The following is a 20226-nucleotide window of genomic DNA, read 5'->3' on the forward strand; positions in this document are numbered from 1 at the left end:
TGTTACATAGCGATACTTTGAATTTACAATATGACCATATAAATAATTTTAGTCATACGATATAAAATTTAAAAATTATGATTACAGTAAAAAACTTATCGTTTAGTTATTCTCAACTACCATTTATTGAGAATATGAATTTTCAAGTAAGAAGCGGAGAAATATTTGGCTTCTTAGGACCTTCTGGAGCAGGAAAAAGCACTCTTCAAAAGATATTAATAGGTATGCTCCCTAAATATAAGGGGAGTGTTTCTATTAATAATAATGAAATTAGAAATAAGTCTGACCAGTTCTATGAGAGTATTGGTGTCGATTTTGAATTCCCTAGTTTTTATGAGAAATTCACCGCATTGGAGAACTTAAAATTCTTTGGTTCTTTATATGACTGTAAGCTGATTCCTGTCGAACAATTATTAGAAATGGTTGGACTATCACAACATGCCAATAAGAAAGTGGCAGGTTTTTCTAAAGGTATGAAATCCAGATTAAACTTTGCCCGATCAATTATTCATCAGCCCAAAGTGTTATTTTTGGATGAGCCAACATCTGGTTTAGATCCTTCAAACTCCCAAGTGATGAAAAACATTATTCTTGATCTTAAAAATAAAGGAGTAACAATCATTCTGACTACTCACAATATGCACGATGCAACCGAACTTTGTGATCGTGTAGCATTTATTGTTGATGGCAACATTAAAGCTATGGACACTCCTTATAATCTTATCATGTCAAGGCGTTATAATGAAGTAACATATTCATATTTGGAGAATCAAAAAGAATTAAATACTACAATCGCACTTGACAAAATAAGTACAGATAAAAAGCTACAATCTCTGATTCAAGCTAATGCCTTATTATCAATACATAGCAATGAGCCAACATTAGACAATATATTCTCAGAAATAACAGGGAGGAAATTACTATGAAGCTTAAAAGTTTAATACTAGGCGATATTCGGCAACAATACAAATATGGTTTTTATGCCCTATATACGTTATTTACACTAGTGTATATTACAGTATTGCGCATTCTTCCTATGCCGTGGAAAGAACTATGTACAATTACCCTTATATTTTCAGATCCCGTACTGATCGGATTAATGTTTATGGGAGCAATAATATTATTTGAGAAAAGCGAAAAAGTAATGCAGGCATTAGCTGTTTCGCCCATATCGATACACACATACATTTTGTCAAAGGTAATTTCCATTGGACTAATTTCTTTGCTAAGTGGAGTTCTCATCGCATTGTTCTCAGGCATGGAACATTCTTACATACATCTTGTTGTTGGAATTATGTTAGGTTCAGCATTATTCACACTGGTTGGAATATCACTTTCTGCTTTTATTTCAACCATGAATAATTTTATGCTGATTATGGTTTCCACTTTAATAATATCTGTAGCTCCCATATCTGTTTATACAATGGGCTATAAATCGGGAGCTATGCTATTACATCCAAGTATAAGTTTTATAGAACTTATGTCTGGAAATATCAGCGTCATGTCTCTAATGGTAATAAGCATTTGGTGCATTGCGATGTATATTTTTTCTTGTCTGTCAGTAAAAAAAATGATGACGATATAATTATGAATCAGAATATTATTTCCTTCAAAATGTTTGTCAGAAACATATTCTCAGATGGTATGTTATCTGCAATAATATGTATCCCGTTACTATTAGCGGCAATATATAGGTTTGTTTTCCCCTTAATTGTACAGCATTATCCGATGCTAAAGGATTTCAATCTATATTATCCGATATTGGATTTATTCCTTGCAATTATGTGTCCTTACATGATTTGCTTCGCTTCGGTCTTAGTGGTATTAGATGAAACAGATATGAAAATCAATAGGTATATCACAATCACCCCACTTAGGAAGAAGGGTTATCTTATATCAAGATTGCTTATTCCTGTTTTATTTGCAGCTATTGTTTCTTTCGTGCTGCTTTCTTTTTGTTCTGTATCAGGTATGTCATTATGGACTACATTTATAATATCAATATTGGCTACAATACTAAGCGTTGTGGCTGCTATGATTATTTTAGCATATGCGGGAAATAAAGTGGAAGGTATGGCACTTGCAAAAGTATCTGCTTTAGTTATGGTTGGGCTAATTATACCTTTTGTTATTACAGATAGTACCCAATATATATTTTCATTTCTCCCTTCTTTTTGGATAGCCAAGTTTCTAATAAGTAATAACTATTGGTTTATTCTACCAACGATCTTTCTTTCTGGCGGACTGATTTACATATTATATAATAGATACAGCACAAAAATATAGTTTCTTCTAAATTCGATACTATTAATACCGAATATATAAAAATATAGCCCCCTAAATAAGCATATTGAATTTACGATTATACGAATTAATATTATTCACTATCTAAAAATTATGCTTATGAATGAGTTATTGAAAATGAAGTTTTTTGAGTTATTGTCTAAAACTTCACAAGAAGTTACTAACACAGAGATGCAAGATGCTTATGGAGAATTTGTCAAGCACATAGTCACAATTAGCAATTCAGAAGATTATTCCTATATCTTTCGGATGCTAAATCTCACCCGTATTGAGATAGCACCCTTAAAAGAGTTATATCAATGTGGGCAGGGGGAAAAATGCGCTTAAAATTCTCTATGTCCATAAAGCGTTATCGACAATTGATGCTGAGTTACAATTAATCAACTTGAAAATTAACCATCCAGAACAATTTAAGTTATCTATTCCTACAGCGTTCAAGTCCGACCTATATGTAATCCCTAAGTCAAAAGACTTGGGGATTATTGGCATTGCAGAAATCGTATTAGCTCTGTTTTTACAGGGGCAAATCGTTGGCGAAGATGGAAAACCTGTCCCAGAAGTTCGTTTAGCTCGTGGCTTTGAGCAGCTTTTCAATCTAAAATTCGGAAGTATTTACGATAAGGTAGGTGAAGTATTTACCCGCAAGTCGTACAACCTTACCAAAACATTGGATGCCTTACGAAATGCTATCATCAAAGAGGATCGAAAACGTAAGAACCGATAAAGATCAAAAAAGATATTTGTGCAAACTGTTTATTCTCAGATATTTGCAATTCTCTTTTCGGGGAGTAGGTAACTACTCCTCTTTTTCTGCTACATTGTTTTACTGAATTTTGCTTCATCAATCGATTGAGAACAATAATGTTAAACTAAAAAATGAAGCAAAATGTATATAGACAACGAAAACTTCGATAAATGGATGGAGAAGCTATCTAAGAAACTCACTGAGATAGGACAAGACTTAAAATCCCTTATCAATACCGATCAGGTATTAGAAGAAAATGAACGATTACTTGATAATCAGGATTTAGCATTTCTGTTAAAAGTGTCTTTCAGAACTTTACAACGCTATCGACTAAAAGGTAAGCTCCCCTACTTTACTATTGGGCATAAAACCTACTATCGGGCTAGCGATATTAGAGCTTTTGTACGTGAACGAGCCGATTATCAAACTTATAAACAGTTTGAAAAAGCCAATCAATTAGAAAACAAACTCTGACAGCAAAATGCAGCAGAGGAAAGAAGCTTGTGTTTAAGCTATCACTTTGTGTAACCACCCCGATTTAGTAGAAACCGCTTCACCTATCGGTTCAGCCCATTTCACTAAATCGAGCAAGAGGGAACTGGACAAGTCCTGTTCTTCCCTCTTGCCCTGCGGGGCAAAGCCTCCGGCTTTAGCGTGTTACAAGAACACGCTGTAATGACACCTGTAATAAGTATTTTCTTTGTAATGCTTATTATCAGGTATTTATCTATTCATATTTCTATAAAAAAGTAATTGCCATGCCAAACAGCAGTCGGAAAACAATATTCACTACCATTTCCATAGATAAGGAAACAGCAGCTTTGGTAGAAAAGATATGCAAACGCTATTCACTGAAAAAGAGTGAAGTTGTAAAGTTAGCGTTCAGGTATATAGATAAGGCACATATCAACCCATCCGAAGCCCCTGAATCCGTAAAATCGGAACTGGCGAAAATAAATAAGAGACAGGATGATATTATTCGCTTCATCCGTCACTATGAGGAAGAACAACTAAATCCCATGATACGAGCTACAAATTCTATCGCTTTGCGTTTCGATGCTATCGGTAAAACTTTGGAAACTCTTGTTCTCTCCCAATTGGAAGCCAGTCAGGAGAGACAAACAGCCGTACTCAAAAAGTTAAGTGAGCAGTTCGGTAATCATGCAGATGTTATAAACAATCAGTCCAAACAGATTAATGCACTTTATCAGATACACCAACGGGATTGTAAAAAGTTACTTCACCTGATACAACTCTATTCGGAGTTATCCGCTTGTGGTGTGATGGATAGCAAAAGAAAAGAGAACCTGAAAGTTAAAATCAGTAATCTGATAAATACATAAGATTATGCACATAGACTTTGCCCCACCATCTAATGGTATATATAATAATGCTGGTAGTAGTCGACAACTAGCAAATTATATGGAACATGAGGATTTCGAACGAATGGAAAAAGGCATCCATACCGAAGGCTTCTTCAATCTGACAGATGATAATATATACAAATCAAAAGTTATAAAAGATATTGATAGTAATATCGGGCAACTCATGAAAACGGATGCTAAGTTTTACGCTATCCATGTCAGTCCATCGGAAAAGGAGCTTAGGGCGATGGGGAATACAGAACAGGAACAAGCCAAAGCAATGAAGCGCTATATCCGTGAAGTATTTATTCCTGAATATGCCAAGAATTTCAACAAAGGGCTATCCGAAACAGATATAAAGTTTTATGGGAAGATTCATTTTGATCGCAACCGTTCAGATAACAAATTGAATATGCACTGTCATTTGATAGTGAGCCGGAAAGATCAATCCAATAAGAAAAAACTATCTCCTCTTACCAATCACAAGAATACCAAGAATGGAGTAATAAAAGGTGGCTTCGACCGTGTAAATCTGTTCCAAGAGGCGGAACAGGGCTTTGATAAACTCTTTGGTTACGACCGCCAACATTACGAATCGTTTGACTACCACAACACAATGAAAAACGGTTCTATCTTTGAACAACTTGAATTACAGACGCAAACTTTTATTGGTGAAAAGAAAAAAGAAATATTCCAATCCAGTGAAAAAGAAAACAATATTTGTTGCAATCTTGATAGCAAGATGGAAAACAAACATTCTAACAATCAGCAAAACAACAATGGCGGTGATTCCTTGTTATCTATCTTTTCATTGGAAGTAGACTCTACATTGAGTTCTACATTATTAGAAGGGCAAAAGCCTAAACCCAAAAAGAAAAAACAGAGAAAGCCCAAACTGTAAAAGTATCTGTTCAAATTTTAAAAGTATCATGAGAAGAGATACTATATTTTGCATACATAAAATTTCAAATCCAGCGAGAAAGCGGAAAACTTTCTCTATATTTGCATATAATTGAAATAGAATCAACTTACGTTTATGATTAGTAGTCAAAATATACCCCATTTAATCAAATATATGGGAGCCAAAAGAGAAATATTGGAATATGTAACAGGATCAATTCAAAATCTAAATGTGGATTCTGAATGGCTATGTGACTTATTTTCAGGAACATCTATAATTTCCGCATCTTTAAAAGACGAATATAATATACATGCAAACGATATTCAGCAATACTCAGCTATATTTAGTAATACGTATTTGCTAAATCTAAATCGTTTAATTCCGCCTCTACAAATACAGGAGATTGAGGAACGTGTTTGTTTTTTAGTCTCAGAGTTCAAAAAACGATATCCTCAATTAGAATTTGATTATACTCAAATCACCAACTATAAAGAGTTACAGCAACTTGAGAAAGCCCAACAAGAACTGATTAGTTTTGATTTTGGAATAGGTTTTAACCTATTCACAAAATATTATTCTGGTACATATTGGTCATTTGAACAATGTGTATGGATAGATTCTATTAGAGCAATAGCAGAAGATTATATTGGTACACCTTCGTATTATGCAATATTGTCAGCCCTAATCTTTTCAATGTCTTATGCATCACAAAGTACAGGTCATTTTGCACAATTTCGAGATGTAACTGAATCTAATATGAATGATATTTTAATATATCGTCATAAAAATATATGGAATTTGTTTTCTAAAAAATTTGAAGAGTTGATTTCCACATTAAATATAGAAACTAATTTTGAATATAAAGTAACATCACTAGACTATATGGATTGTCTTCGAGTAATAGAAAAAAATTCTATTGTTTATGCAGACCCACCATATAGCACAGTTCATTACTCAAGGTTTTATCATGCTATAGAAACTTTAGTCCGATATGATCACCCCATTATAAAGTATAAAGGTCGGTATAGAGATGATCGGCATCAATCCCCTTTTGATAAGAAGAAAGAGGTGAGAAATGCTTTCAAATTATTATTTGAAGGGGTTAAAAATAGAGAATCTCATTTAGTCTTAAGCTACAGCAATAATGGAATGATTAGTCAAGAAGAAATATTAAACATTGGTAATTCTATCTTAGGGAAAGGATATAAATGCGATTTACAATCGAGGGAATATATTCACAGCAAAATGGGACGTTCTGATGAATATCAATTAGATGTGAATGAGCTTATTATGTCTTATAAAAAAGTATAATCATGGATTCTATTCATATAGATTTTACAGAACTAAGGACATCATGGACTAAATATGATATAGTCCAAGCATTGGATGTTATATATAGTGTTGATACTATACAGAAATATAAGAAAAAAGAAGCAAAAATCAATGAAAGAATTTTGCGTTCATTTCTTGGTATCAACTCCCTAGATGATCCAATTCCTGATTATTGGATTGAGATTCAAAAATATCCAATAGAAAAGAAAATATTTTCATTACTAGCTCTAATCTTTACTCATGGAGGAGTTGTAAAAGACTTTGCAACTAAATATTCAAAAGATAACATGAAAGGTGTCTTTTATATTGATTCTAAAGATAAACAGCTTACTAATATTCGCAGTGCTTTAGTAGTTGCAGAAGCAACAGACCCAACAAATAGGAGAAAAAATGAAGTTCCTTATGACTTCTCCGTCGTATATTACAATCCCAAAGTTGGAAAATTATTTAAAAAAGTATTATTAGAAAGGATTTCCAGATTTACAAATAAAGAACTCTCGAATGATGAGTTTTATAGTATTTGTATTGAAAATGAATTTCATAAGGCTTTAAGTTTAACTTTTGACCAATTCAAAACATGGCTTGAAGGTCATAGCTTTAATGCGTGTTACGTTAAGGAATTACATATCAGTAATTTTCTATCAATAAAAGAGCCAGTAGATATTGACTTTGAAAAATCAAAAGAAATATATTTTCTTGGAGAGAATGGTGACGGAAAGTCACTTATAATAATGGCAATATGTCTTGCTTTTAATGGCAATTATATCAAATATAAAACTGAAAAACGAGATACTGGAATTGCATCCGATATATTGGATAATAATAGCGATATATATGGTATTGATGAGTGGGGGCATCAATATAATATTTCTAATGCAATATATCTTGATAATCTTTATGCTTATGGTACACATCGCGGAAGATATAATGCTGATCCTTCTGAAAAATATGGTTTCATGTCATTATTCAATAATGATCTTACACTAAATAGCCCAGAACAATGGCTAAAAAATCTGAAACTGGAAGAAGAACAAGCTGAAGAAAATAAGCTAAAAATAAAAGTTGCAACTAAACAATTAGAAGACATTCTGTTCAATCTACTCGAAAGAAACGTTAAAACTCACATTGAAGGGAGTAAGGTTTTTTTTGAGGAAAAAGGGTGTTTTCTGAGTATAGATCAATTATCAGAAGGATATAGGAGTATCATTATTTTTGTCTGTGATTTATTGTATCGTTTATATAAAAACAATAGCGATGATATATTCAAAACGAAAGGTGTTGTTTTAGTCGACGAAATAGATCAACATTTGCATTTGAAATGGCAAAGAATAATTGTTAGTAAGTTACGAAATATATTTCCAAATATGCAGTTCATATTTACGACGCACAGCCCTACAATTATTCAAGGCGCATCAGACGATTCTATTATATTTAGAACGTATAGAGTGAACGGCATAACAAAAGTGAGTGAACCGTATTATAGAAAGGACTTAGATCATCTCATGATGAATACTTTGGTAACTTCTTCTCTATTTGGGTTGGAAGATTCCAGATTAGACACAGATGATAATAATTCCGATACTAACGATACTTATTTATTGTATAAAATAAATAAGAAACTTATTTCAAAGTTACAGGAACAAAAAGAAAAAGGTAAGAATTTTGTTAGTGAGAACGAAATTGACTCTTTAATAGATAGCATTTTAGAAGAATATCAAAATGAAGAAGATCGATAAAGACTTAGCAGTAATACCACCATCACTAGTTATTGGTGATGATAAGTTAACACATCAAAGGAGATTAGAATTAATAGCAAAGAAGCATTATATTAATGAAGCACCTTACAATGATCGATATAAAACTGATGATATTAGAGATAGATTAGTGCGTATATATAACAACAAGTGTGCTTTTTGCGAACAAAAGGTTGAACAATATCATATTGAACATTTTAGACCTAAGCAAATTTACTACTGGTTAGCATATAGTTGGGATAATCTTTTATTAGCGTGCCACTACTGCAATAATTATAAAGGCATAAACTTCGCAATAAAAGGAAAGCGAGCTAAATGTCCTAATACAAAAGATTTAAAAAACATCAATACTATATCATCCAGCAAATATAATCTTCAAGAACAACCAAAGTTAATAAATCCAGAGCAATCAGATCCAAGTCCTTATTTGATATTTGAAAAAGATGGGAAAATAACTTCTGACAACGATGATTATAAATATACAATAGATATATGTAGAATAGATCGTAAATATCTAAATGATGGTAGAAAAAACATTATTGATAAATTTAAGAGAGAAATAGTTTCAGAGCTTGTTTATAATTCAACTCCAGAAGAACAAAAGCAAGCTATAAATATATTGGTCAGACGTTTTGTAAATGAAGCCAATGATAATGATAATGAATTTTTGGCTTTTCGGAATTTTGCAATTAAGCACAATTGGTTAAATGATGCAGTAAAAGAAGCTATTACTACCTTACAATGATTATAATGCTTATATGCTCTCGAAATTTGATAAATCAACAAATATAGTTATCTTTGCTCACAGTATTCTCCATGAGCAAACTACCGCAAAAACACGTAGCAAATTAGTGGGATAATTCATGGGATATGCTTGAAGCTAAAAATATAAAGTTTTAAATATCAGCATGGTAACTCCGCAAGGAGAATCCCAGGCGGATCACCAAAATAAAATTAAGCCTCTGGATTTCAGGGGCTTTTTTATTACCCTACGGCTTTACTACCATTCCACTCCCCCACTAGAATACGTATCGAAACACTAATTTAGTGTAACAAGACATGCTGCATGAACTAAAATGTTAAGTATCCACTTTTTTTTGATTTTCAGAACCTTAATCATATTACAGTTTCGAAATTATTAGTAACTTTGTTATTGACTTTAAAATTCACCATCGTAAAGTTTACCGTCGTAAAGTTTATAACGGTGAATTCAAACATAAAAGATAGGATATGAAATTCTACAATAGAGAAAAAGAGTTAGCATTATTGGAAAAGATCCGCCGAGTGTCTTTTTCCGTACATTCACAAATGACGGTACTTACCGGTCGGCGACGTATCGGTAAGACCAGTCTTATATTCAAAAGTTGTGAGAATGTTCCTACTGTATACCTATTTGTCAGCCGAAGCAATGAAACAGATCTTTGTTTACGATTTACTTCTGAGATCCGGCAGGCACTTAATATTTATGTACCGGAACTTACCAATTTTGCAGAAATATTTCGTTTCTTAATGGATTTGGGAACACGGATGGAATACAATCTGGTTATAGACGAATTTCAGGAATTCTATTACATAAATCAAGAGATTTACAGTTTGATACAGGATACTTGGGATCGGCTGAGGAAGCAGAGCCATGTCAATCTTATCGTGAGCGGTTCGATTTATACACTTATGAATAGAATCTTCAGAGATTCCAAAGAACCGCTGTACGGCCGTGCTGACAGCATAATGAAATTGTCCTCTTTCACAACTTCCATATTAAAAGAAATCATATCGGATCATAAGGCAGACTATACCAAAGATAATTTATTGGCACTCTATACTTTTACCGGTGGTATTCCAAAGTATATTGAGCAGTTTATGGACAATGGATGTACGAGTATGGAAAGCATGGTTGATTTCATGTTGCAACCCGATTCGTCCTTTCTGACCGAAGGACAGGCTTTGCTGGTACAGGAGTTCGGAAAAAAATACGGCAATTACTTTTCAATCTTATCAGCAATCTCCAACGGTAAGAATACCTTACCGGAAATGGAAACGGTTATGGGTGGAATGAGCTTGGGCGGACAATTAAAGAGATTGGAAGAAGACTATAATTTGATAAAGAAAAAAAGGCCTATACTCTCAAAAGAGGGTTCCCAGACAGTCCGTTATGAAGTATCAGATATGTTTTTACGTTTCTGGTTCCGGTATTTTATCAAGTATCAAAATTACATAGAGATACAAAATTTTGAACGCTTGGCTGATATTATTAAAAAGGATTATCCGACTTTTTCCGGCTTAGCTTTGGAAATGTATTTCCGCCAACAGATGATGGAAAGCAAGGAATTCGCAGATATAGGTTCTTGGTGGCAAGGCAAGAATAATAAAGATCAGGATGAAATAGATATTGTCGGACTATATGTAGAAGAGAAAAAAGCTCTGGTAGCAGAAGTGAAAAGACAATCCAAAAATTTCAAACCGGATTTGTTTGCACTAAAAGTAGAGGAATTACGGAAAAAAGTCTTGTTTAAATATGAAATAGAGAGCAAGCTTTTTTCAATGGAAGATATGTAGATGTAAATTTTATCTAAAGCACCATGATTACTAAAATCGATATTGAAAGATTTGGATTGTTCTCAAATTATTATTGAAAACAAAATAGAGAGATAAAAGTAAACAATTACTATGTAAAACAAGGTACTAACTATAATATTAAAAACATTCAATCAGAAATTGCTGAAATTGTAGAGTCTGGAAAATCCTTTATAATAAATGAAGAAAAAAAGCTATTCGTAGAAAGAGAATTAATGAGTCTGTTAAACAGGAAATTGCGCCATTACCTATAACAAAATCACATCTATCGGAATATATAGAGAAGGTTCAAGAACTTCTAAAAACATAAAATTATTCTAGCACAAGCTCTCGAAGACTTAGTAACTAAAGCCTATTGCTAGAATGATATGTTTCAATATGTACAGGTGCTATGGGATTAATTCCATAACACTTGTACATTATACTTACAAGCACCAAGATAATATTGTTCCTTATAATTAATAATGACACTATGGAAGTTTATTCACATTTTACCCTCATACTCTCATAACTCCCCCACACCTCCCTATCCATCAGCCTTTCCGTCATGACAGCAGCCACATACATCCCCCTGAGAGCAAAAGTTGCTCTCAGGGTATTATTTCCCATCACCCTATTTTCACCAGATGATAAAGTGTTCCCCGATAAGAACGATAAGAAGGAATATTTAATTGTTGAAGCATACGACCGAATTGCGCCACTTTATTGATAGCCAGCTTATCACGTGTTTTCGTCTGCAAATAATTCAGGATTTGCATAGCCGTCATCCATTCGCTCCCCTCTTCCCCTTCCTCTGCAGGACGGAGATAACAATGAAACAACTGTTCCAAAGGACTCGTCTGCTCAAATTCACGGTTCGTCTGTTTCAGAATCTGCTCGTCCTCATCGTTCAGCCAATAACGCTCACCTTTATAAATAGCCTCCATAGCCTGAGCATAAAGCTGCCGGTAATTGATAGTGACATTCGTATTGATGGGAGCAGTCACCTCAATACAGATGAAACGGCGACTGCCACTGGGATCCGTCAACAAATCCTTCTGATTGCTCGTGCCGATAAAGGAAGCATAACGACGCATCTCGCGGATAGTATTACCATAAGGTTTCCGCAAGTTGGCGACAGGCTTCTGCAATAAATGTTTCAGGAACCCCTGTTGTGTGACACTGATCTGGTCGAACTCATCAATATTGATTAAGAAAAAACGTCCCAGATAGCGTTCGGCCTCCTGTTTGCTTTTGAAGTCGAGACTGTCCGTATAGCCGAAGCGAAGTTCCGGAGGCAGGAGAATACGGCAGAACGTTGACTTACGGAAACCTTGCGGACCAACAAGCAAAGGGGAAGTATTATTACCATGCTGGCGGTCAAGTCCGCGCCAATGAGCCACCATACTGAGAAACCAGCGGTAAAACAGTTCCCGCCAGTGCGGATTGTCACAAGGAACAAGACCGGCCAATGAACGGATACGGTCCTTCCCGTCCCAGCGGCCTGTATCATAAAGATACTCCTCAACGGGATTATACAAAGGAACGTATTCCGAATTCAGGAAACGGTCCACATCACGGTCCCACACACTGATACCCTCTTTCAAGGCACTGATGGACACACTGTTGCGGACACGTCTGTCCAAAGGTCTGAAACAGAAATGGATGGAATCACGCTGTCGGTATTCCAGATCATCCAGAACTGTGTTATAACGGAATTCATAACGACGGTTCATAAACTCTTCGAGTAAAAAAGCCACCTCCTGCTCCCGGGTCAGACTGCTTTTCTTACCAAACCCCTTACATTCCTGATAAAGATTATGCAGTTCCATACGGATGGTCTGCTCATCCTCCTCCCGATAATAGTGGATAAGCGTCTGCCGCACAGCCTCTTCCTCGGGAATACCCGCCTTGAAGCAATGTTCGGCAAGATGCACAAGCAAGGGTTGCAGGTCGTCGCCACGTCTCCAGTCCTCCATCTCTTGGAACGCACGGTTCAGGGCAGCCTCAAACACTTTCTTAAAAGTCCGTGAAGACTCGTAGCAAGGCTCCAGCCTCAGCAAAGGATTCTTCTCCCCCTGTTTCCGTTCCCGGAAGGTCTCCTCACCCGGCATGACAAGCGGCTGTTCCAGACAGAAAGGGACAGCGTCGGGGTTATAATAAGGAGAATCATCCAACGTCATACGGCACTTTTGCATCAGTACCGGCTCTTTCAATTCGATAGAAAAAGGAAACATCGGCTGATAGCACTTCACCGCCAGCCAATAGGCATGAACGTGGAACAGTTCCGCTTCCGATTCCTTCACGGGAAGTCCCCGATCGTCCGGCAAGGCAAAACGTACCCATACCTTCACGCTACGACCGCTGGAGCCGCAAAAGGCGGCAAAAGTCTGGGGCAACAGTGACGCCTGCCGTTTCACATATTCCATTTCGGACAGGCCGGCAAGATGTTTCACTTCCAACTGTACCAGCCCGTTATACCGTTTCATCTTCCGTTCCCCCTCTTTGGTTCGGGTATACTCTACAGCGGAGTAGATACACGGCAGTTTGTCAATATGCTCATACTGACCGTAAGTACCCTCCAATTCCGGTATAAGATTTCGCAAAGCCGTGATATGTCCCGATTTTGTTTCAGTCTTCATTTTTTCGAACAATATGGCGGTATCGCAAACGCTTAGAGTTTCCTTTCCGCTCCCGTTGTCCTTCCTGATCAATGTTATTTTCATGTTGTTTGTCCTTTAAATACGGCTTGCCGTCAAATTCCCGTAAAGATACGGTATATATCGCTTGGATACAAGCTTTTATTATGATTTATGTCAGGCTTTTATTTGCATTCTTCTTATAGTTTATGTATCTTTGCTTACTAGTTAGTAAAGGCTCACTACTGTGGACAATAAAGCTATCATCTGTGAACAAAAGTGTTTACAGACGTGAACAAAAATGTCCACAGTAGTGAGCCTTTACGTTTCATTAATAGATAATAAAAGAACGATAAGGTATTAACATAAGACAGTATAAGAGATAACATAACAACAGCAGGTATTTAAAAACAAAAACTATGGCAATATTATTTGATTGGTATGAAGATCCGAGACCTTCGGACAAGCAACAGGGAAAAAGAACGCTGCATCCGCGCATAAGATATAACGGCACGATAGGAACCGACTTGGTACGCCATCGTATCCAAGAGCGTTGCTCGCTGACCGAAACGGATGTCACTGCCGTACTCGACGCCCTTTCACATATTCTGGGAGAGGAACTGGCAGACGGGAAACAAGTGCATCTGGATGGAATCGGCTATTTCCATCCTTGCCTGACCAGCACGGAACCGGTAACGATAGCCACAAAGCGAAAAGCAACCAAAGTAAAACTGAAAGCTATCCAGTTTCGTGCCGACCAAGCGCTAAAAAACGAATTCGGTATACTGAAAGTAAAAAGCCTCAAAGGAGAGCTGAATTTCAAGCAGTTGACCAATGAACAGATTGACCGATTATTGACGGGATACTTCAAAACACATCAATTTATGAGAAGATACGACTTCCAGAATCTCTGCGGGATGGCGAGAAGTACAGCCATGCGACATATCCGGCGCTTACGCGATGAAGGAAAGCTGAAAAATGAAGGCAGTGTGATGCAACCGATTTATGTACCCGGAGACGGATATTATGGTAATAATGAATAGATTACATAAGAAACGACCAGCCCGGAAGTATGAGGGCAAACGTTTACCCTCATACTTCCGGGCTAGCTGCCATCATAGTTGGAAGTACTATGAATAAAGGGTTTGAAGTGATTTATGAGAGTATGACAGCAAAATCAATAAAACTTTTGTTGAGAGAGAACTATAAAATATATTTTCTAGACCTCCTATATTAATTAATCAAAAAGAGGCCTATTTTCATTGATTTTCTTTAACCGTAATAACGCCTCAAGATAATAATAATCGGCATATATAATAGAAGTATCCACTTCCTTTTGTTCCGGGCGATGTCCTGTGGAATGAAGCAGAAAAGCAGGTTTATCCTTACCACACAAATAATAACCGGAACCTAGACTTGTCAACATTTTCACAGCCGCCGCCTTATATTTAGGTCCTTTCCCTACTGGTAAATAAACAGATAATTCTAACAAAGCGGAGGCAGTGATACAAGCGGCAGAAGCATCACGTGGGGTATTAGGAATGGACGGATCATCGAAATCCCAATAAGGGATATAATCTACTGGCAATTTCCGGAGATATACGTCTACAATCTTTTGAACAAATTCCAAATATCTGGGATCTCTTGTTTCACGATAGAGCATTGTGAAACCATAAATAGCCCACGCTTGCCCTCGCGCCCACATACTATTATCAGCATATCCCTGATGAGTGACACCTTTAATAAAATCCCCCGTCAGCGTATCATAAACAGCTACATGGTAAGAAGAGTAATCATCACGAAAATGATACTTCATTGTTTTATCTGCATGGTCTACGGCAGTATCAAATAGAAAAGGATTACCGTCATTCTTAGCAGTCCAAAATAGCATTTCCAAATTCATGATGTTATCTATATTGGTGTTATGTCCACCAAATCTCTGCACTTCCCTAGGCCATGAAAGCATAGTACCGACACGGGCGCTAAACAAAGTAGATAATGAATCCGCCGCATTCAAAATAATACGTTTATATTCCGGATTCTTCGTCAGACGATAACCATTGCCATAGCTACAGAAGATTAGAAATCCTAAATCATGGTCGAAGACTTTCGTTTCGGAAAGAAAGCGTAAAGAGGAAGTAAACTTTTCAGCCTCCACTCTTATCGCCGGATCTTGTGTATATTCATAATCATACCATAAAATTCCCGGCCAAAAGCCACTACACCATTCTTCTCTACTTACTTTACGACAATCCCAGTTTGTATCTCCGTTTGAAATATTACGCGGCATCAATGTATAATCTATCTTACCATCAATTCCCCTCATCTGTTCCAAAGTACGATGTATCTGATGATTACAATAGTCCAATGCCTTATCTACATCCAGCTCGTCGGGCTCGAAACTTGTACATGCAGAAAGCATACATAACAGGCAAGCCATCCATATAGTTTCCCTTTTCATACTATAAGTTTTCTTACAATTCACGAATCAGCATGCAGCTCCACGGAGTTAATGCACGTTTAATGGTCAGTGTTCCATTAGAATTTACTCTCACTATTTCCTTTGTTGTTCCCCACGCTTTCAGTTTTAAGGCACCAATTTCTTCACGTGAAGGCGAATGAGGCATTCCCATAATACAATAATCATCATATACATTACCGTGCTCTTTGTCCAAAGTTTCGATCTCAAACACAGTACCTGCTTTCAGATTGGTAAAAGTCAAATCCAACTTTCGGGGGGAAGCATTCATATAGCTGCTAAAATCACGTGACGAAGGGACTTTCTCTTCATATTCTGCCGGATAATTAAAGGCCAAGGCTACTATCTTTCCGGTATGGGAAGAACGGCTGACAAATAACGGGTCGGCATAATATAATTTCTCGTTCCCCAGTTGATGTAACATGCGATAAGCATGGAAGGAGGGTTTTACCAATCCCTGAAAATTAATCATACCAAATCCGCCATGAAATATCTCTTCTCCTCCGCCCTTTTCTTCAAATACGTCTGTAAAGGTCCAGTACATTAAAGAATTAGCAAGTCCGATACAATCCAGGTTGGCTTTTATGATATAAGCTGCCGGGGGAAGAATATCATGCATACGGTCGCGGCTGTTGGGACTGGTACTCCACTCCGTCAAATGGATTTCAGCATTCGGATATTTACTCTTTGCAAGTTGATGACGCAGCCAATTTATATCGTCTTTCAATGAATGTACATAGCGGATGGCGTCTTTACTGCGTCCGCTTTCCGGATCTAACGCATAATCTGTCGGATATGGATGGGTAGACAGAAAATCAACCGGTAACTGTGCCTTTTCACAGTAAGCCAGAAATTCTTCTATCCACACTCCTTTCCACTGTTGCTTGTTTATTTCATCCTGAGCATAGAAAACCGATTTACTATGATTCATAATCTCACCATCATGTCGATGGTCGGCAATAAAATTACTTGTAGCAGGACCGCCCACTTTCAATCTCTTATCTACTGATTTTATAGCATTGGCAGCTTCCTTGTACAAACGAAAATAGTCACTTTTCGTACCATGAAAGAAACCGCCCATCCCCGTCAAGTTAGGCTCATTCCAAACTTCAAAATACCAAGTCAGGACTTCATTTATGCCATAACGATCGACAAGATGTTGTGTAAAAGCATTTATCAAATCATGCCATTTACCAAAATTATTACGGTCTACTGACACATACCCTTTCCACCACATTTGCGTCTTACTATCAGGTGCTGCCATATCTTTGGGAAAGAACCCCAATTCAATAAATGGTTTCACTCCTAAAGCCAACATCCGATCGTACAATTCATCTATATATTGCCAGTTGTAAATCACCTTTCCATCCGGCTTCTGAAAGTAGACAAACATATCATCGTGGAACAACCCGTGCATACGTACATATTGAAAGCCACAATGCTTTTTCACCAAATCCAAATGTTCCAACCAACCTGCACGCAATCCCTCATTGGCACGCCCTGCACCTACCCCGACACTCCAATAATGAGTGAACGGTTCTGTTTTAGATTTCACATCTATCGTTTGTGCCATTAGCTGGCAAGCTATGAAAGCAAACACAATTCCAGTTAATAATCCTTTCTTCATCATATTAATCTATTCTTTTTCACATTTATCTTTTTACCACATTTTCTATTCAATACGGATCATATATAGGCCATACTCAAAAGAATTCAAAAAATAGCACTCCATCAGATAGAAGATTGTGTCATTGACAAAACCGAAGCAGAATAGGGCGGCAATACCATCCGAATATCTTCACCAGCAATATCAACAGCTTTCTTCTCAACTTTTATTCTATCAGGACAGTTCATAGAATTACCGTCCAGCAAAGAAGACGAACTTACAACCTCCCATACAGGAGCGCCCAAATTCATTCCTCCTTTCACTTCTACAGAGATTGGTTGATCCGTAGGATTCACCATTTTCAAACAAACTTGTTCCCTGTTATCCGAAGTTGTCGCTATGACATTAAGTGTTCCTGTATCTCCTTTTAGTGCTACACGATTAGGTAGAAAATGCTCACGCCACAGCTTCAGTATCACATAGTTAGGAGCAGGAAACCATCCGTTCTGATCGAAGTTTATAAAAGCGTTATTCCACCCAGTAGCAGAAGTATGACGAAGGAAAAGAGCCGGTGCAGCCATTTCCAGTTTGGGAGTACGCTCCAAACGGTTTAGGAATCCACCGGCAAATAATCCGGTACGCATATCTATTCCTTCCAAATTCCATTCCGAAAGATAAATCTTCATATCGGGATTCTTGGATTTATCAATCCAAGCGGCCAGTTTATCCAAATAAAGGCCATATTCTTCTACGCCATCCTTACCATATTTATTTAATGTTTGATAATAATGCGGACTGATATAATCAATATGTTCTGCTACATCATGTATCATAATAGAATCCAGTCCTGCACCTTCACGTCCCAGCCTGCCACAGCCACAACCTATAATCTTCACATCCGGATAACGCTTCTTCATCGCCATTGAAAAAATACGGGTAATTTCGGCATACAGTTTAGGATTCATTTTCCAAACTTCATTATCTATCTCCCAGTACTTCACATGATAAGGTTCAGGATGTCCATTCTCTGCACGTTTCTTTCCCCACTCTGTAGTGGCGGCATCGCCATTGCAGTAATCCATCCAGTTTAAGGCCCTTTGCAGCCAATCTTCTTTGCCATCTTTATCCGGTACATATCCTTCATAATTATGATAACCTATCGGAACTACAATCTGCGGCTCGGCCCCCACTTTGTGACAGAAAGCTATAAATTCATCCGTTCCAAAACTTAATGGGTCAAAATCATCCCACCGTAATATTCCTTTGCGCTCCGACTGCTTACCTATACCGTTTTCAAAACGATATTGTTCTGAAAAGCTACCGCCCGGCCAACGCAGGATAGTAGGTTTCAAAGCTGCTGCCGCATCTGTCAATTCTACTCTGAAACCTTGGTTATCAATGGAAGACTGATGCATCAGACTGACCTGATCAATATACAAATCGCCCTGCTCTTTCGTCACAATTCGAAGAGTAGTCCAAGGAACATCTCGTTTGGAAGACAACTCTACTGGAAATTCTTTCCATTCGTTTCCAATACCTCTTATCTGTTGTTCTTCCAAGATCTTCTTCTTATCCAACAACTGGATATATGCTTTATCTACCGTACCTCTCAAAAAGAGAGAGCCTTTCAATAAATCATTTTTGCGGATGCTATAATTTTCCGGTTGCTCTATTCCTGCAAAGTTTTTCGATGAATGGATATGTAAAGCGATATCATGGTTTAGTACATTGGAGCGGGAAGCCTCAACTATTCCTCTCCCGACCAAATACCAGTGACGTACCGGATTCAAATTGACAGGGGACTTCGTATCATCCAGTGATGCAACTTGTATGTTACGAAATGCAATCCTGCTATTTTCACCTCCCAATGTCACTGCACCCTCCATCGGGCATTGTTCCACTACACGGTCGAATATATTTTTATCATTTACCCAACCCGTTATGTGGTTTCCCTCACAACGTATCCGAATTTTGTTCCACACACCAATTTCCAGTGTGCCCGGCGTTCTATCTGATTCAGTTGTTCTTGTTATAGGAGTATGCCATATCCATCCTGTATTTAGTTCAAGCTTATGAGAAGTATTATGTTCCGTTCCCAAGTAGCAGTAAATACGGTTAGTCAACATTCGTTCCCTGTTTTGATCGCGCACACCTATCAGCACAGCGCCATCTCCTTCCAGTCTCTTCACTTCTAATGTTACTTCATAATCCTTTCCCCGGCAGATTCGGAAATCAGCCATTGGTTTCCCTAATGCATTCAACGTGATTTCGCCTTTAGTATTCACCTGCCAGTCGCCGTAAGCCAATAATTCTTCAAAACTACGGTTCCATACATTTTCTCCCCACAAACCATTACTAACTGAATGATATAGGTGCTCCAAAAGGAAACCGTAAACTTTATCATCAATACGATTTTCTACTTTGTTTATATCTACCTGCAATTCCACAGACTTTTGAGCCTGGACATGAAACGAGCAAGCAAATAAAAATATTATCAATAATTTTATCTGTTTCATTATTTTATAAATCAACTGTTCTATGAAATACTT

General features: G+C 37.1%; 18 protein-coding genes. 12 read left to right on the top strand and 6 right to left on the bottom strand.

Going from position 1 to position 20226, the window contains the following annotated elements; genetic code table 11:
• Nucleotides 1–77 precede the first annotated feature (77 nt).
• Together ACNOGP_RS00885 and ACNOGP_RS00890 are read left to right on the top strand one after the other, a co-directional pair.
• Nucleotides 78–926, top strand: coding sequence for an ABC transporter ATP-binding protein (locus ACNOGP_RS00885; RefSeq protein ID WP_418213843.1), 849 nt, complete (start codon nt 78–80; stop codon nt 924–926).
• Nucleotides 923–1585, top strand: a complete 663-nt coding sequence (locus tag ACNOGP_RS00890) for an ABC transporter (protein WP_418213844.1) — start codon at nt 923–925, stop codon at nt 1583–1585. The genes ACNOGP_RS00885 and ACNOGP_RS00890 overlap by 4 nt, the downstream gene beginning before the upstream one ends.
• Before the next feature lie 301 nt (nt 1586–1886).
• On the opposite strand, the gene ACNOGP_RS00895 is transcribed toward ACNOGP_RS00890, so the two are convergent.
• Nucleotides 1887–2186 (bottom strand): hypothetical protein, encoded by a 300-nt coding sequence (locus tag ACNOGP_RS00895; RefSeq protein WP_165000549.1) that lies wholly within the window; start codon nt 2184–2186, stop codon nt 1887–1889.
• A gap of 211 nt (nt 2187–2397) precedes the next feature.
• On the opposite strand from ACNOGP_RS00895, the gene ACNOGP_RS00900 reads away from it, so the two are divergent.
• The 9 genes from ACNOGP_RS00900 to ACNOGP_RS00940 all read left to right on the top strand — a co-directional run bounded on the left by ACNOGP_RS00900 (nt 2398) and on the right by ACNOGP_RS00940 (nt 10956).
• Nucleotides 2398–2631, top strand: a complete 234-nt coding sequence (locus ACNOGP_RS00900; protein WP_008763846.1) for a hypothetical protein — start codon at nt 2398–2400, stop codon at nt 2629–2631.
• On the top strand, nt 2606–3028 hold the full coding sequence (locus tag ACNOGP_RS00905; protein ID WP_008763847.1) for a hypothetical protein: 423 nt from the start codon (nt 2606–2608) through the stop codon (nt 3026–3028). The genes ACNOGP_RS00900 and ACNOGP_RS00905 overlap by 26 nt, the downstream gene beginning before the upstream one ends.
• A gap of 162 nt (nt 3029–3190) precedes the next feature.
• Entirely contained in the window at nt 3191–3523 is a 333-nt protein-coding gene (locus ACNOGP_RS00910) for a helix-turn-helix domain-containing protein (protein WP_022011056.1), read from the top strand.
• A gap of 284 nt (nt 3524–3807) precedes the next feature.
• Entirely contained in the window at nt 3808–4392 is a 585-nt protein-coding gene (locus ACNOGP_RS00915; RefSeq protein WP_195400697.1) for a BfmA/BtgA family mobilization protein, read from the top strand.
• Between the two features lie 4 nt (nt 4393–4396).
• Complete coding sequence (locus tag ACNOGP_RS00920) at nt 4397–5314, top strand: DUF5712 family protein (RefSeq protein ID WP_270540310.1); 918 nt, start codon at nt 4397–4399, stop codon at nt 5312–5314.
• Nucleotides 5315–5488: 174 nt separating this feature from the next.
• Nucleotides 5489–6625 carry a DNA adenine methylase gene (locus ACNOGP_RS00925; protein WP_173023659.1) on the top strand — a complete coding sequence of 379 codons (1137 nt, stop codon included), beginning with the start codon at nt 5489–5491 and terminating at the stop codon, nt 6623–6625.
• Between the two features lie 2 nt (nt 6626–6627).
• Nucleotides 6628–8382, top strand: coding sequence for an AAA family ATPase (locus ACNOGP_RS00930; RefSeq protein WP_418213845.1), 1755 nt, complete (start codon nt 6628–6630; stop codon nt 8380–8382).
• The gene (locus ACNOGP_RS00935) at nt 8366–9145 is read left to right on the top strand and encodes a retron system putative HNH endonuclease (protein WP_418213846.1); all 780 of its coding nucleotides are present in this window, start codon (nt 8366–8368) and stop codon (nt 9143–9145) included. The genes ACNOGP_RS00930 and ACNOGP_RS00935 overlap by 17 nt, the downstream gene beginning before the upstream one ends.
• Before the next feature lie 485 nt (nt 9146–9630).
• Complete coding sequence (locus tag ACNOGP_RS00940; protein ID WP_418213847.1) at nt 9631–10956, top strand: ATP-binding protein; 1326 nt, start codon at nt 9631–9633, stop codon at nt 10954–10956.
• Nucleotides 10957–11454: 498 nt separating this feature from the next.
• On the opposite strand, the gene ACNOGP_RS00945 is transcribed toward ACNOGP_RS00940, so the two are convergent.
• Nucleotides 11455–11583: a hypothetical protein gene (locus tag ACNOGP_RS00945; RefSeq protein WP_418213848.1), complete on the bottom strand. Its 129-nt coding sequence runs from the start codon at nt 11581–11583 to the stop codon at nt 11455–11457.
• Nucleotides 11583–13679, bottom strand: coding sequence for a BT4734/BF3469 family protein (locus ACNOGP_RS00950; protein WP_418213849.1), 2097 nt, complete (start codon nt 13677–13679; stop codon nt 11583–11585). Before ACNOGP_RS00950 ends, ACNOGP_RS00945 begins: the two co-directional genes overlap by 1 nt.
• Before the next feature lie 332 nt (nt 13680–14011).
• Here ACNOGP_RS00950 and ACNOGP_RS00955 point away from each other — a divergent pair, with 332 nt between their 5' ends.
• Nucleotides 14012–14635, top strand: coding sequence for an HU family DNA-binding protein (locus tag ACNOGP_RS00955; RefSeq protein WP_418213850.1), 624 nt, complete (start codon nt 14012–14014; stop codon nt 14633–14635).
• A 194-nt stretch (nt 14636–14829) separates the two neighbouring features.
• Here the strand turns inward: ACNOGP_RS00955 and ACNOGP_RS00960 are convergent, their stop codons facing one another.
• From ACNOGP_RS00960 to ACNOGP_RS00970, 3 genes are all read right to left on the bottom strand, one after another.
• A complete protein-coding gene (locus tag ACNOGP_RS00960) occupies nt 14830–16053 on the bottom strand; it encodes a glycoside hydrolase family 88 protein (RefSeq protein WP_418213851.1) in 1224 nt (407 codons plus the stop codon).
• 13 nt (nt 16054–16066) lie between these two features.
• A complete protein-coding gene (locus tag ACNOGP_RS00965) occupies nt 16067–17701 on the bottom strand; it encodes a GH39 family glycosyl hydrolase (protein ID WP_418213852.1) in 1635 nt (544 codons plus the stop codon).
• A gap of 101 nt (nt 17702–17802) precedes the next feature.
• Nucleotides 17803–20193 carry a family 16 glycoside hydrolase gene (locus tag ACNOGP_RS00970; RefSeq protein ID WP_418213853.1) on the bottom strand — a complete coding sequence of 797 codons (2391 nt, stop codon included), beginning with the start codon at nt 20191–20193 and terminating at the stop codon, nt 17803–17805.
• Between the last annotated feature and the right edge of the window lie 33 nt (nt 20194–20226).

Origin of the sequence: Bacteroides difficilis, assembly GCF_048319815.1 — a bacterium.
Classification (GTDB): Bacteria; Bacteroidota; Bacteroidia; order Bacteroidales; family Bacteroidaceae; genus Bacteroides; species Bacteroides zhangwenhongii.